Origin of the sequence: Pseudomonas sp. CIP-10 (assembly GCF_020911845.1) — a bacterium.
Classification (GTDB): domain Bacteria; phylum Pseudomonadota; class Gammaproteobacteria; order Pseudomonadales; family Pseudomonadaceae; genus Aquipseudomonas; species Aquipseudomonas alloputida.
In genome coordinates this window covers 1,217,172-1,230,304 of sequence record NZ_CP087160.1, presented here as the reverse complement: position 1 = coordinate 1,230,304, position 13,133 = coordinate 1,217,172, and the positions used below count along the sequence as shown (strand labels likewise).

7 protein-coding genes are annotated in these 13,133 nt (G+C 62.3%); 2 read left to right on the top strand and 5 right to left on the bottom strand.

What is annotated here, in order from left to right; all coding sequences use genetic code 11:
- Positions 1-83: 83 nt before the first annotated feature.
- Both LMH93_RS05535 and purL read right to left on the bottom strand, forming a co-directional pair.
- Positions 84-395, bottom strand: a complete 312-nt coding sequence (locus LMH93_RS05535) for an NIF3 1 (protein ID WP_012051368.1) — start codon at positions 393-395, stop codon at positions 84-86.
- A gap of 3 nt (positions 396-398) precedes the next feature.
- Positions 399-4,298, bottom strand: a complete 3,900-nt coding sequence (gene purL / locus LMH93_RS05530) for a phosphoribosylformylglycinamidine synthase (RefSeq protein ID WP_230064901.1) — start codon at positions 4,296-4,298, stop codon at positions 399-401.
- Between the two features lie 597 nt (positions 4,299-4,895).
- On the opposite strand from purL, the gene mltF reads away from it, so the two are divergent.
- The gene (gene mltF, locus LMH93_RS05525) at positions 4,896-6,353 is read left to right on the top strand and encodes a membrane-bound lytic murein transglycosylase MltF (RefSeq protein ID WP_003255019.1); all 1,458 of its coding nucleotides are present in this window, start codon (positions 4,896-4,898) and stop codon (positions 6,351-6,353) included.
- 91 nt (positions 6,354-6,444) lie between these two features.
- On the opposite strand, the gene tadA is transcribed toward mltF, so the two are convergent.
- Positions 6,445-6,924, bottom strand: coding sequence for a tRNA adenosine(34) deaminase TadA (gene tadA / locus LMH93_RS05520; protein WP_003255021.1), 480 nt, complete (start codon positions 6,922-6,924; stop codon positions 6,445-6,447).
- On the bottom strand, positions 6,924-8,303 hold the full coding sequence (locus LMH93_RS05515) for a multicopper oxidase family protein (protein WP_003255022.1): 1,380 nt from the start codon (positions 8,301-8,303) through the stop codon (positions 6,924-6,926). The genes tadA and LMH93_RS05515 overlap by 1 nt, the downstream gene beginning before the upstream one ends.
- Before the next feature lie 196 nt (positions 8,304-8,499).
- Here LMH93_RS05515 and LMH93_RS05510 point away from each other — a divergent pair, with 196 nt between their 5' ends.
- On the top strand, positions 8,500-11,457 hold the full coding sequence (locus LMH93_RS05510) for a membrane-targeted effector domain-containing toxin (protein WP_230064900.1): 2,958 nt from the start codon (positions 8,500-8,502) through the stop codon (positions 11,455-11,457).
- 55 nt (positions 11,458-11,512) lie between these two features.
- Here LMH93_RS05510 and guaA read toward each other — a convergent pair whose 3' ends face one another.
- Positions 11,513-13,090 (bottom strand): glutamine-hydrolyzing GMP synthase, encoded by a 1,578-nt coding sequence (gene guaA, locus LMH93_RS05505; protein ID WP_003255024.1) that lies wholly within the window; start codon positions 13,088-13,090, stop codon positions 11,513-11,515.
- Between the last annotated feature and the right edge of the window lie 43 nt (positions 13,091-13,133).

The window sequence follows — 13,133 nt, the reverse complement described above, 5'->3', positions numbered from 1 at the left end:
CGCTCCCACAGGGATATCACAGGTTCTGAAGATTGTGATATCCCTGTGGGAGCGGGCGTGCCCGCGAATAGCCGTGATGCGTTCTAGAACTCGGCGAGCCGCCAGACTTCATAGGCTGGCGTCTCGTACGGGTGGCTCTGCTTGAGCGCAGCGACGACCTGCACAATCAGCTCGTCAGCCACCACCAGCTCCACCTTCCACTCTTCCACCACTTCGACCTGGCCGGTTTGCCCGAGGAACGGCTGGCTGCCGTCCAACGGGCGGAACTGGCCCTGGCCAAGGGTTTGCCAGGCGCAGTGCTCATAGTCACCGATGCGCCCGCCGCCAGCGGCGAACACAGCGGCCTTGACCACTTCGACATGGCTGGCGGGGACGAAGAAGGCGAGCTTGTACACGCCTTAGTTCACCCACACCCGCGCGTTGCGGAACATACGCATCAGCGCGGCATCTTCCTGCCACTCGTCCGGGCGCCAGGAGTTTTGCACAGCGCGGAACACACGCTCCGGGTGCGGCATCATGATAGTCACGCGGCCGTCGCGGCTGGTCAGGCCAGTGATACCACGCGGCGAGCCGTTCGGGTTGGCCGGGTAGGCTTCGGTGACCTTGCCGTGGTTGTCGACGTAGCGCAGGGCCACGCAACCGGACACGTCAGCGGCCAGCAGTGCTTCTTCGCTGGCGAACTCGGCATGGCCTTCGCCGTGGGCGATGGCGATCGGCATGCGCGAACCGGCCATGCCCTGCAGGAAGATCGAGTTGGACTTCTGCACTTCGACCATGGCCACGCGTGCCTCGAACTGCTCCGAGCGGTTGCGCACGAAGTGCGGCCAGTACTCGGTGCCCGGGATCAGCTCGTGCAGGTTGGACATCATCTGGCAACCGTTGCACACGCCCAGGGCGAAGCTGTCGGTACGCTCGAAGAAGGCCTGGAAGGCGTCACGGGCACGGGCGTTGAACAGCGCCGACTTGGCCCAGCCTTCGCCAGCGCCCAGCACGTCACCGTACGAGAAGCCGCCACAGGCGACCAGGCCCTTGAAGGCTTCGAAGTCGACACGGCCAGCGAGAATATCGCTCATGTGCACGTCGATGGCGGCGAAGCCGGCGCGGTCGAAGGCAGCAGCCATCTCGACCTGGCCGTTGACGCCCTGCTCGCGCAGGATGGCCACTTGCGGGCGCACGCCTTTCTTGATGTAAGGCGCCGCGATGTCGTCGTTGACGTCGAAGCCCAGCTTCACCGACAGACCTGGGTTGTCTTCCTCGAGCAGCAGGTCGAACTCCTGGTCAGCGCAGTCGGCGTTGTCGCGCAGGCGCTGGATCTGGTAGCTGGTTTCAGCCCACTGGCGCTGCAGCATGCGACGGTCATCGTCGAACAGCACTTCGCCGTTCAGGCTGATGGTCACTTCAGCGTTGTTGACTGGCTTGCCGATCACCGCGACGCACTCTTCACCCAGGCCAGCAGCGCTGAACTGTGCCAGCACGTCCGGGGTAGCATCCTGGCGAACCTGGATCACCGCACCCAGCTCTTCGTTGAAGAGGATGGCCGGCACTTCGCCCTTGCTGTCGGTCAGTGGGTCGAGTTGCAGGTCGAGGCCGCAGTGGCCAGCGAAGGCCATTTCCAGCACGGTGGTAACCAGGCCGCCGTCGGAACGGTCGTGGTAGGCCAGCAGGTGGCCGTCGGCGTTCAGGCCCTGGATCACGGCGAAGAAGGCCTTGAGGTCTTCGGCGTCGTCGACGTCCGGTGCCTGGGCAGCGATCTTGCCGTAGGTCTGGGCCAGGATCGAGGCGCCCATGCGGTTCTTGCCGCGGCCCAGGTCGATCAGGATCAGGTCGGTCTCGCCCTTGTCCATGCGCAGTTGCGGGGTCAGGGTCTTACGGATGTCGGTGACCGGGGCGAAGCCGGTGATGATCAGCGACATCGGCGAGGTGACGCTCTTCTCGACGCCCTCGTCGCTCCACTTGGTCTTCATCGACATCGAGTCTTTGCCGACCGGAATAGTGATGCCCAGCTCCGGGCACAGCTCCATGCCGACAGCCTTCACGGTGTCGTACAGGCGTGCGTCTTCACCTGGGTGACCAGCAGCGGACATCCAGTTGGCCGACAGTTTGATGTCGGACAGCTTTTCGATGCGCGAAGCCGCCAGGTTGGTCAGGGTTTCGCCGATGGCCATGCGGCCGGACGCCGGGGCATCCAGCAGCGCCAGCGGCGTACGCTCGCCCATGGCCATGGCTTCACCGGTGTAGACGTCGAAGCTGGTGGCGGTAACGGCGCAGTCAGCCACCGGAACCTGCCACGGGCCGACCATCTGGTCGCGGGCAACCAGGCCGGTGATGGTGCGGTCGCCAATGGTGATCAGGAAGCTCTTGCTGGCCACGGCCGGGTGGTTCAGCACGCGCTGGACGGCGCTGTCCAGGTCCAGTTCGCTCGGGTCGAAGTCATCGCCCAGCTCGGCTTCGCGGGTAACCGAACGGTGCATGCGCGGCGGCTTGCCCAGCAGCACGTCCAGCGGCATGTCCACCGGGGTGTTGCCGAAGTGGCTGTCGCTGACGGTCAGGTGCGGTTCCTCAGTGGCTTCACCGACCACGGCAAACGGGCAACGCTCGCGCTCGCAGATGGCCTTGAAGCGCTCGAAGTCGACCGCGCTGACGGCCAGCACGTAACGCTCTTGCGATTCGTTGCTCCAGATTTCGTGCGGGGCCATGCCCGGCTCGTCGTTGGGCACGTTGCGCAGCTCGAAGCGGCCACCGCGGCCACCGTCGTTGACCAGCTCAGGGAAGGCGTTGGAAATACCGCCAGCGCCCACGTCGTGGATGAAGGCGATCGGGTTGTTGTCGCCCAGCTGCCAGCAACGGTCGATGACCTCCTGGCAACGGCGCTCCATTTCCGGGTTTTCGCGCTGTACCGAAGCGAAATCCAGGTCAGCCGAACTGGCACCGGTAGCCACCGACGAAGCAGCGCCGCCGCCCAGGCCGATCAGCATGGCCGGGCCACCGAGCACGATCAGCTTGGCGCCGACAGTGATTTCACCCTTCTGCACGTGGTCTTCACGGATGTTGCCCATACCGCCGGCGAGCATGATCGGCTTGTGGTAGCCGCGCACTTCTTCACCGTGCGGGGTGCTGATGGCTTGCTCGAAGGTACGGAAGTAACCGGTCAGGGCCGGGCGGCCGAATTCGTTGTTGAACGCAGCGCCGCCAAGAGGGCCTTCGATCATGATGTCGAGGGCGTCGACGATACGCTCGGGCTTGCCATAGGCCTGCTCCCAAGGCTGTTCGAAGCCTGGAATGCGCAGGTTGGACACGGTGAAGCCGGTCAGGCCGGCCTTGGGCTTGGCGCCACGGCCGGTCGCACCTTCGTCGCGGATTTCGCCACCGGAGCCGGTGGAGGCGCCGGAGAACGGGGCGATGGCGGTCGGGTGGTTGTGCGTTTCCACCTTCATCAGGATGTGCACCGGCTCCTGCACCGCGCCGTACTGGCGGGTTTCAGGGTTCGGGAAGAAGCGGCCGGCAACGTTGCCGACGATCACCGAGGCGTTGTCCTTGTACGCCGACAGCACACCTTCGTTGTGCATCTGGTAGGTGTTCTTGATCATGCCGAACAGGCTTTTTTCCTGGGCCTGGCCGTCGATATCCCAACTGGCGTTGAAGATCTTGTGGCGGCAGTGCTCGGAGTTGGCCTGGGCGAACATCATCAGTTCGATGTCGTTCGGGTTGCGCTTGAGGCCCTGGAAGGCATTGACCAGGTAGTCGATCTCGTCTTCGGCCAGGGCCAGGCCCAGGTCGATGTTGGCCTTGGCCAGGGCGTCACGGCCGCCGGCCAGGATGTCGACCGAGGTCATTGGCTTGGGCTGGGCGTGGCTGAACAGGTCAGCGGCCTGCTCCAGCTGGCCGAGCACCCGCTGGGTCATGCGGTCGTGCAGTTCGGCGGCGATCAGGGCGGCGTCAGCGTCGCTCAGGGTGCCGGCCACGTAGTAGGCGATGCCGCGCTCCAGGCGCTGGATCGACTGCAGGCCGCAGTTGTGGGCGATGTCGCTGGCCTTGCTGGCCCATGGCGAAATGGTGCCCAGGCGCGGTACCACCAGGAACAGACGACCCGTCGGCTCCTGTACCGGCACGCTCGGGCCGTACTTGAGCAGACGGCCCAGCACCTGCTGCTGGTCGGCGGTCAGCTCGCCGTCAACATCGGCGAAGTGGGCAAATTCGGCATACAAACCAGTAACAGCGGGGACTTTCTGGCTCAGTTGCTCGAGTAATTTACCGTGGCGAAAGGCAGAAAGGGCAGGAGCGCCGCGCAGGATCAACATCGTCGGGACAGCCTCAGGAAGGGGTGTGCTTAGAGGCCGTGCATTCTAGCCTAATTCGATGGCTTTCGGCACCTGCTCTAAGCCACGCCTGCCGGGCGGCGGAACCGGACTTCGGGGTCAGTTTTCAGCGGTGTCCGGCTTGAGACGAGATCGAGCGGCGCCGGGTGTCCGGTTCGACACATTCAGCGCCAGGGAGATCGAGCGCCGCAGGTGTCCGCCTCGACACATTCTGCGCCTGTGAGATCGAGCGCCGCCAGGTGTCCGCCTCGACACATTCTGCGCCTGCGAGATCGAGCGCCGCGCGGGCGGCGCTCGATCTTATAGGCGCAGAATGTGTCGAGCCGGACACTTGGCGGCGCTCGATCTCATAGGCGCTGAATATTTTAAGGCGGACACCTGCGGCGCTCGATCTCACAGGCGCAGAATGTCTTAAGGCGGACACCTGGCGGCGCTCGATCTCCCAGGCGCTAAATGTCTCAAACCGGACACCTGGTAGCCCTCATGCAATCCCCCTCCCCCAACCACACAACCCGCTACCAGACAAGCTAACCGTTGTCGAGATATGGTTGGGCCAGTCCTTTGCGTATACTGCAACCTATGTTCGCCCACACTGCTTTGCGCCAGCGTTGCGCCAAATGGCTTCTCGCAACCGGACTCTTTCTGCTGCTAGGTGCCTGCGTTGAAAAACCCAGCACCCTCGAGCGCGTGAAGGAGGATGGCGTGCTGCGCGTGATCACACGCAACAGCCCTGCAACCTACTTCCAGGACCGTAACGGCGAAACCGGCTTCGAGTACGAACTGGTCCAGCATTTCGCCGACGATCTCGGCGTAAAGCTGCAGATCGAGACCGCCGACAACCTGGACGAGCTCTACGACTCCCTCGGCAAGCCCTCCGGCCCGGTACTGGCTGCCGCCGGCCTGGTCAGCAGTGAACGGCGCAAAACCCAGGTGAAATACTCCCATCCCTACCTGGAGGTGACCCCGCAGGTCATCTACCGCAACGGCCGCCCGCGCCCCACCGGCGCCCAGGGTTTGGTCGGCAAGAAGATCATGGTGCTCAAGGGCAGCAGCCATGCTGACCAGTTGGCCGAGCTGAAAAAGCAGTACCCTGCCTTGCAATATGAGGAATCCGACGCCGTCGAAGTGGTCGACCTGCTGCGCATGGTGGACGAAGGTCAGATCGACTTGACCCTGGTGGACTCCAACGAACTGGCGATGAACCAGGTGTATTTCCCCAACGTGCGGGTCGCCTTCGATTTGGGCGACACCCGCGACCAGCGCTGGGCAGTGGCAGCAGGCGAAGACAACAGCCTGCTCAACGAAATCAACGAATTTCTCGACAAGGCACAGAAAAACGGCACCCTTCAACGCTTGAAGGACCGCTACTACGGCCATGTCGACGTGCTTGGCTATGTCGGCGCCTACACCTTCGCCCAGCACCTGCAGCAGCGCCTGCCCAAGTACGAGAAGCACTTCAAGAGCTACGCCAAGGTCGAGCAGGTCGACTGGCGCCTGCTGGCCGCCATCGGCTACCAGGAATCGATGTGGCAGCCGGAAGTCACCTCCAAGACCGGCGTGCGCGGCCTGATGATGCTGACCCAGCGCACCGCCCAGGCCATGGGCGTGTCCAACCGCCTGGACCCGAGGCAGAGCATCCAGGGCGGCGCCAAGTACTTCATGAAGATCAAGGAAGAGCTTGACGACAGCATTCAGGAACCGGATCGCACCTGGTTTGCCCTGGCGGCCTACAACGTCGGCAGCGGCCACCTGGAAGACGCCCGCACCCTGGCCAAGCGCGAGAAGCTCAACCCGAACAAGTGGCTGGACGTGAAGAAGATGCTGCCGCGGCTGGCTCAGAAGCAGTGGTACCGGCAGACCAAGTACGGCTATGCCCGTGGGGGCGAACCGGTGCATTTCGTGGCCAACATCCGTCGTTACTACGACATCCTCACCTGGGTGACCCAGCCGCAGCTCGAAGGCCAGGTGGCCGAGGGCAACCTGCATGTGCCCGGGGTCAACAAGGACAAGCCAGCGGATAAGTCGTCGCCGATGTAAGCCAGTAGGCCTCTTCGCGGGCAAACCCGCGCCTACAAGATTTGCGCAGAACCTGTAGGGGCGGGCTTGCCCGCGAAGAGGCCGGTGCAGCTCAAGCCTTGGCCCGGCGGGCCTTGAAGAAGTCGCTGAGGATCTGCCCGCACTCTTGCGCCAGCACCCCGCCCTCCACCATCACCCGGTGATTGAGAAAGCCTTGGCCAAAGAACTGCCCCTGGCTCTGCACGATCCCCGCCTTGGGCTCCAGCGCGCCAAACACCACGCGCATCACCCGCGAATGCACGATCAGCCCCGCACACATGCTGCACGGTTCCAGGGTCACATACAGGGTGCTGCCGGGTAGCCGGTAGTTGCTGGCCGACCTGGCTGCCGCCCTGATCGCCACCATCTCGGCATGCGCGCTGGGGTCGCTGTCGATGATCGGCCGATTGAAACCCTGGCCGATCACCTGCCCATGCTGTACCAGCACCGCCCCCACCGGCACCTCGCCCAGCACCGCGCCTTCGGCGGCCAAGGCCAGCGCCAGGCGCATGAACTCCTGATCGCGACTGCGATCGATGATCTGCGGGCGCATCAGACCACCGCAATCGCGGCCATCAGGCCGGTTTCCATGTGGTCGATGACGTGGCAGTGAAACATCCAGGTCCCAGGGTTATCCGCCACCAGTGCTACCTGAGCGCGCTCGTTCTTGCCCAGCAAGTAGGTGTCGGTGAACCACGGTTCCTTGATGTCGTGACGGTTGGAGGCGATCACCTTGAAGCTCATGCCATGCAAGTGGATCGGGTGCTGGTACTGGGTCATGTTCTTAAGCTCGAAGATGTAGCTCTTGCCCTTCTGCAACGTGGCGATGGGGCGGTCGGCACAGGTCTTGTCGGTAATATCCCAGGCCTGGCCGTTGATCTGCCACATGCTCGACGGTTTGGCCGGATCAGCGGTGACAGAGACGCCGGCCGCCCACTCGAAATTGAAGTTCAGCTTTTCGGCATTCTCCAGGTCCGGCTCGGCGATCGGATTGGGTGGCAGCGCGGGCGGCCAGTCACTCGGCGCGTCGTTGCTGGCCACCGAACGCAGGGTGCCCAGGCGCACGAAACCGTCGCGCAGGGAAATTTCCTCACCTGCCTCAGGAATGCGGATGGCCAGGCAGATACGCATGCCAGGGCCTAGCCAGTATTCGTCCAGCGCACGCGGGGTCACCGGGTTGCCGTCGAGGGCATAAATTCTCGCCTCGCAGTTGCCCTTGAGGTTGAGGCGGTAGGTCCAGGTATTGTCCAGGTTCAGCACGCGCACCCGCACCACCTGGCCGGCCGGCAGCTCGGTGATCGAGTCGGCCTGGCCGTTGATGGTGATCAACCGCCCGGCAGTGCCGTTGCGCGCGGCCTCGCGCGGGATGCTGAAAGGCAGCCATGCGCCCTGCTCGTCCACATGCCAGTTCTTCAGGCTCAGCGTGCGCTCATGCTGGAACCCGGTGGGTTCACGTTCCTCGACGATCAGCGGCCCGACCAGACCGCGGCCTAGCTCCTCGGAGCTGCTGACGTGCGGGTGGTACCAGTAACTGCCGGCGTCCGGCACGCGGAATTTGTAATCGAAGTACTCACCCGGCTTGACCGGCAACTGCGACACATAGGGTACGCCGTCCATTTCCAGCGGCAGGCGAATGCCGTGCCAATGGATAGTGGTTTCGACCGGCAGGTGATTGATGAAGCGCACCCGCAACCAGGTGCCTTGGCGTACTCGCAACTCCGTCCCCGGCGCTGAAGGGCCAAAAGCCCAGGCCTCGGTCTTGAAACCCGGCACCAGCTCCACTTCCAGCGGGGCGGCAATCAGCTCGTAGTCGTGCCCGGCGTTCTCGTCCTCGACCTTGCCCAACCAGTATCGCGCCGCGCCTCCGGCCCCCAGGCCTACTACAACCAGGCCAGTGAGGCCTTTGAGCATTTGTCGACGGGTGAAGGACATCGGTGCGGGTACCTCGCTTCGGTGCAATCAAACTGCCAGCAGGACTGACGATAAAGGCGAATACGATACACCTGCAAACGGGAAATATTAAGTGAAAACCCGGCGTCACGAAGCGACCGGACAAGCAATAAGCACCACCGCCCTGGCTCACGACCGTTCAAAACTGGCAGCCTTTCACCTCTATTGGACAACCGTGATGCTTGCCGACACCCTCCCCAGCGACCAGCAAATGCTGATGACCCTCGCCGGACAACTCACTGAAGACTGCCCTGACATGCGCGAGATGGCGCGCGAAGTCGCACAACAGCTCCTTGCGCGTCATGACCTGAAAGCACTCGAGCCCGACAATGTCTACCTGCACCGTTTCCACACCGCCGTCAGCAGCCCTCGAACCTTCAACGGCTGGCAGCACCTGGATCAGCCCTTTGAATCCCTGACCCTGCCACAACTGGTGATGCACCGCTTCGATGCCCAAGCCCGGGACAACGCTGACGTGCTCAGTTACCTCGCTGGCTTTTACAGCGATGGACCAGGCAAAGACGTGTATGACGAGCGCAATGAAGTTCGACTCGACCCCAAGGACGTGCTGGAGTATTTCTGGCGCATTGATTTTGCCTCGGGTTTCAAGACGCGGATGACCTCGTTCTGGGCAAAACATTCAGAGCACTTCCGCACGCTGGCCAAAGCCAACTTCATGAGCAAATTACTGGAAGCCTGCGCGCAAGAGCCCTCGTCCGCGCTAGCCCGTCACGGCCAGGATATCGCTCATGCCCTGGTGGGCGAGACGACCTGGCCGCCGTCGCTGGAAGCACTGCAACAAAGGGTCTTGCCGGGTGGCGCAACGCGCGTATGCGCGTTGGACATTGGCGGGTATGTGGCGACGGACATCCTTCGCCTGCAATTGGCCAATGGCAGCCAGCTGATTTACATGCCGGGCGATGTCGACGGCTTACATTACTTCCAGAACGACCAGGCACTGTTCTGGTGGGTGCTCACAAACTGCACCTATGTCGAAAACCGAACCCGCTTTCTGGCACATTTTTCCCTCGACGATCGTGAAGAGGCTGACGGCAAAGTCGGGTTGAATCATCTGATCGATCTGCTCTTTCACGGCTGGGGCAACCATGATTACAGCGGCCTCAATACCCTCGACCTGACCATTGAAGAGGATGCCTTCGACTGGCTGCGCAACAAGGCTCGCAAGCGGATGATCGATGATGCGCATTTCTCTTTGCGCTCCAACGCCGACCTGCGCAGACAATTGTGGATCGGTTATCTGAAGGCGGGCCTGCAGGTGTTCGGCCCCATGGCGGCAGTGAGTTGGCCGGTAGCGTTGGCGCTGGTGGGGGCAGGCATTGCTGAAATGGGTTTGAACATCTACCAGGCGGTACACGGGCACACAACGCGTGAACGCAAGGCAGGTACAACCGGCGCCATTTTCGCCGCCATCGAGACACTGTTCAACGCGACCTTTCTGCTCAGCGCACCAGGCAAACCCCTTGACGAGTTCGCAGAGGTGGCTGAAGCAGGCGCTGCGACTGAGGAAGGGGAAGCCCCGATACCGGCGGAAGAATCAGCGCATGAACACAGCGGGGAACCCACTGATGAAAGTGCTTCAGAGGTGGCAGAGGCGATTGAAACCTGGGTACCTCAGCCCTTCCAGCCAAGCGAAAGGTGGGCTGCACTGCGCCCTTTCGAAACGAATGTAGTGCTTGGCGGCAAACCTGGTACAGGGTTTCTTGAAGGTATCCATCTGCAAGATGGGCAGTTTTACGCATTGATCGATGAGATGCCTTACCAAGTACGTTTTGTACCCGAACTGAAATCCTGGACCATCGTCGATCCTGAAAACCCTTTCTCATTTTACAAAAGCTTGCCCATCCGCCTGGATGGTGCAGGCCAGTGGCACCCAGTGGAACGCCTTGGCCTCAACGGAGGCATGCTGTCGAGCCTGAAAATCTGGGGCCGGCCGTCAGCAAGAGCAAGCGTGCCACCCTTGGCTGAAACACCTTACGCAGTGCCAGCCGATTTGCGCGCCTCACTGAAGGATGTTTCTGACGATGAGATTACCGGTGCGCGAGCGTTCCTCGATGCCCCTGATCGACAGGCCGCCATCGCCCGATTTCGCCAACTACGTGATCAACTGGCCGCCGATGCCCAAACGTTCATGACCACAGTGCAAACACCGGCACGGCCGCATATACCAGAATTACCCGCCAACGCTTCTTCCAAATACATTTTGAAAAGTCTCTACAACAACAGTAACGGCTTGGTCATTGGCGAAGCGCACAGTGGCCTTGGCAGCAAGCGATTGCTGATCGACAACATGCGCCAGCTACGCAAACTGAAGGTAAAGACGCTGTACATGGAGCACTTCACCACCGACTTCCAGCAAGCAGACCTGGATACCTTCAACCGCACCGGCGTGATGCCGCAGGAGCTGGATCGCTACGTGGAAAGCCAGGATGTCGGCCACCGCACCGACCCCGAGGGCCGCTACACCTTTCGGCAGGTACTGGTCAGCGCACAGAAAAACGGCGTACGCATACAGTCCATCGACTGCATGGCCAGTTACCGCCAGGCGTGGGCAAATCCCGTTTCCGATGTGGCACGCCAGCGCATGATGAACTTCCATGCACACTTGATCATCGAGGCAGACCAGGCCGCGCGCGGCTCGGGAAAATGGATTGCGCTGGTCGGCAGTACCCACGCCAACACCTTCCATGGCGTAACCGGGCTGGCCGAAACCGAAGGCGCGATTGGACTGCGTGTCGAAGACCGCCCGATCGGCGAACCTGACGCTTACAGCGCAGACCCTGGTGTGGATGCCTTGGACGAAGGTGGCACCGTAAGGCATGTGCAAAGTGACCTGCGGCTACGCGCCGCCGTATTGACCACCCGCCCGCCATCACCAGACTTTGACAGCCTGCTGGTGAGGCCTGGCGATTACGCGATCGAACGCACCCAGGGCGAGGAATACCTGATCAACCGCAGCCGGGACTCGACCTTGCGACGCACGCTGATCCAGCGCGATGGGCGCTTTTACTACCTGGAGCGCCCCGATTGGCCAACCATCCATGAACGTCGCTTTCAAAACCTGGGCGAGCTTCATACCCAATTGAGATTACGCGGCATGCATCACATCGCCCCTTGAGCCAGGCAAGGCGCAGATACGACAAGGGCGCCTTGCGGCGCCCTTGGGGTTCAGCTTATTCCCACTCGATAGTGGCAGGCGGCTTGCTCGACACGTCGTAGGTAACGCGCGAGATACCGTCGATTTCGTTGATGATACGACCGCTGACGGTTTCCAGCAGCTCGTACGGCAGGTGTGCCCAACGCGCGGTCATGAAGTCCACGGTCTCGACGGCACGCAGGGCCACAACCCAGGCGTAGCGACGGCCGTCGCCGACGACGCCGACCGACTTGACCGGCTGGAACACCACGAATGCCTGGCTGGTCTTGTGGTACCAGTCGGCCTTGCGCAGCTCTTCGATGAAGATGTGGTCGGCGCGACGCAGGATGTCGGCGTATTCCTTCTTCACTTCACCAAGGATACGCACGCCCAGGCCCGGGCCCGGGAACGGGTGGCGGTAGACCATGTCGTACGGCAGGCCCAGCTCCAGGCCGATCTTGCGCACTTCGTCCTTGAACAGCTCACGCAGCGGCTCGACCAGCTTGAGGTTCATCTCCTCCGGCAGGCCACCAACGTTGTGGTGCGACTTGATCACGTGAGCCTTGCCGCTCTTGGCGCCAGCCGACTCGATCACGTCCGGGTAGATGGTGCCCTGGGCGAGGAACTGGATGTTCTCCAGCTTGCTGGCTTCGGCATCGAACACGTCGATGAAGGTGCGGCCGATGATCTTGCGCTTCTTCTCAGGGTCGGCTTCGCCGGCCAGGTTGTCGAGGAACTGCTTTTCAGCGTCGGCGCGGATCACCTTGACGCCCATGTTCTCTTTGAACATGGCCATCACCTGGTCACCTTCGTGCAGGCGCAGCAGGCCGTTGTCGACGAATACGCAGGTCAACTGGTCGCCGATGGCGCGGTGCAGCAGCGCGGCAACCACCGAGCTGTCAACGCCGCCGGACAGGCCCAGCAGGACGTTGGCCGAACCGACTTGCGCACGCACCTGGGCGATGGCGTCTTCGACGATGTTGGACGCCGTCCACAGGGCTTCACAGCCGCAGATGTCCTGCACGAAGCGGGACAGGATGCGACCCCCTTGCTTGGTGTGGGTCACTTCAGGGTGGAACTGCACGCCGTAGTAGCCGCGGACGTCGTCGTACATGCCAGCGATCGGGCAGCTTGGGGTGCTGGCCAGAATGTTGAAGTTGCCAGGCATCTGGGTGACCTTGTCACCGTGGCTCATCCACACGTCCAGGCCCAGCACGCCGTCGTCGTCAACGTGGTCTTCGATGCCGTCGAGCAGGCGGCTCTTGCCGACAACGTCCACGCGGGCATAACCGAACTCACGCAGGTCGGAACCTTCTACCTTGCCGCCCATCTGCTCGGCCATGGTCTGCATGCCGTAGCAAATACCCAGCACAGGCACATTCAGGTCAAACACGGCTTGCGGAGCGCGCGGGCTGTTGGCTTCGTGGACCGACTCGGGGCCGCCGGCAAGGATGATGCCGCGCGGGTTGAATTCGCGGATCGCTTCATCGTCCATGTCGAACGGGTGCAGTTCGCAGTACACGCCGATTTCGCGCACGCGGCGGGCGATCAGCTGGGTGTACTGGGAACCGAAATCGAGGATCAGGATGCGGTGAGCGTGAATGTCGAGGGCCATGACTCAATCTCGTCAGTGGAAATCGGAAACGACGCGGGGCTGT

Excerpts from the sequence above, each read along its gene's own strand:
- purL (WP_230064901.1), bottom strand. The coding sequence starts at position 4,298 with ATGTTGATCCTGCGCGGCGCTCCTGCCCTTTCTGCCTTTCGCCACGGT.
- mltF (WP_003255019.1), top strand. The coding sequence starts at position 4,896 with ATGTTCGCCCACACTGCTTTGCGCCAGCGTTGCGCCAAATGGCTTCTC.
- tadA (WP_003255021.1), bottom strand. The coding sequence starts at position 6,924 with ATGCGCCCGCAGATCATCGATCGCAGTCGCGATCAGGAGTTCATGCGC.
- LMH93_RS05515 (WP_003255022.1), bottom strand. The coding sequence starts at position 8,303 with ATGTCCTTCACCCGTCGACAAATGCTCAAAGGCCTCACTGGCCTGGTT.
- LMH93_RS05510 (WP_230064900.1), top strand. The coding sequence starts at position 8,500 with ATGCTTGCCGACACCCTCCCCAGCGACCAGCAAATGCTGATGACCCTC.
- guaA (WP_003255024.1), bottom strand. The coding sequence starts at position 13,090 with ATGGCCCTCGACATTCACGCTCACCGCATCCTGATCCTCGATTTCGGT.